Raw genomic sequence first — 1,182 nt, forward strand, 5'->3', positions numbered from 1 at the left:
GGGTGCCGTTGGCGGCGGTGGGGGTGGCCGCCGCGGTGGCTGCCTCCCGTGCCACCGAGGTCGGCGGCGGTGGTGGTGGTGAGGGTCCGGGGGACGGGCCTTGTCTGTCCGAGCTGGAGGAGTTGATCGGGCAGTCGGCGGCCGCCGGGATGGTCGTGGCGCTGTCGGTCGAGGGGGACGCGCGGTTGTACGGCGCGATGGTGGAGCAGACCGCGTACCGGGTGGTGCAGGAGGCGTTGACGAACGTCCACAAGCACGCGGCGGGCGCGAAGACGCACGTACGGCTGGCGCATCGGGGCGACGAGATCGCCATGCAGGTGGAGAACGAGCCACCACCCGAGCCGGCGTCGGCCTCCTCGGCGCTGTTTCCGTCCGGTGGCAACGGTCTGCTCGGGATGAAGGAGCGGGTCGCCGCGCTGGGCGGTGTCTTCGTGTCCGGGCCGACGGAGGCCGGGGGGTTCCGGGTGTCGGCGGTCATTCCCACATAGGTCAGTTCAGTTCAGGTCAGTTCAGGTCGGGTCAGGCCCTGGGGCACATGAGCGACCGGCTTGCCCGCTAGGGCGGTGTCAGGCGTACGGGTTCCAGGCCGGTGACCAGGGTGGCCAGGGCCTGGTCGACGTCGGCGCCGAGGTACCAGTCGCCGGTGTGGTCGAGGGCGTAGACGTGGCCGGCCGTGTCGATGGCCAGCAGGGACTGGGTCTCGGGTTCCTCGCCGAGGGGGCAGACCTCGGTGTCGAGGGCGCGGCCGAGGTCGGCGAGGGTGCGGGCCATGTGGAGGCCGTGCAGGGGGTTGAGGTGCATGGCGGTGGGGGCGACCTGGCGGCCGGTGCCGGGGGGTTTGATGTGCAGGCCGCCGAACTCCGCCCAGGCTTCCACGGCGGCCGGGAAGACGGCGTGGACGTGTCCTGCGGGGGAGATGTGGCCGCGCAGGACGTCGGCCCAGATCTCGGCCTGCTTTATGTCCCAGCGGCCGGGCTGCCAGCCGGCGGCGCGCAGTGCGGCGTCGACGGCCACGGAGAAGCGGGTGGTGGAGGTGCGGTCTGTGTGCATCTGCCCTTCGATCGTCGAGTTCATGGGCCGGCGCGAGCGGGCGTGTGTCGCGGGTGATGAGTGTGCTGCGTGTGTTGCGTTTCCTGCCTGGTGCGGCGCCGTCGTGCGATGGGGTCTGTCGGGTGGTCTCTT

General features: G+C 71.7%; 2 protein-coding genes. One reads left to right on the top strand and one right to left on the bottom strand.

The window, feature by feature from the left end:
* Positions 1-488: ATP-binding protein (locus AOK08_RS41895; RefSeq protein ID WP_338400177.1), on the top strand; the 488-nt coding region annotated here is incomplete at its 5' end.
* A 67-nt stretch (positions 489-555) separates the two neighbouring features.
* Here AOK08_RS41895 and AOK08_RS41900 read toward each other — a convergent pair.
* Positions 556-1,050 (bottom strand): SUKH-3 domain-containing protein, encoded by a 495-nt coding sequence (locus AOK08_RS41900; protein ID WP_055535823.1) that lies wholly within the window; start codon positions 1,048-1,050, stop codon positions 556-558.
* Positions 1,051-1,182 lie beyond the last annotated feature (132 nt).

Source organism: Streptomyces graminilatus, from assembly GCF_001418565.1.
In the GTDB taxonomy this organism is placed as follows: domain Bacteria; phylum Actinomycetota; class Actinomycetes; order Streptomycetales; family Streptomycetaceae; genus Streptomyces; species Streptomyces graminilatus.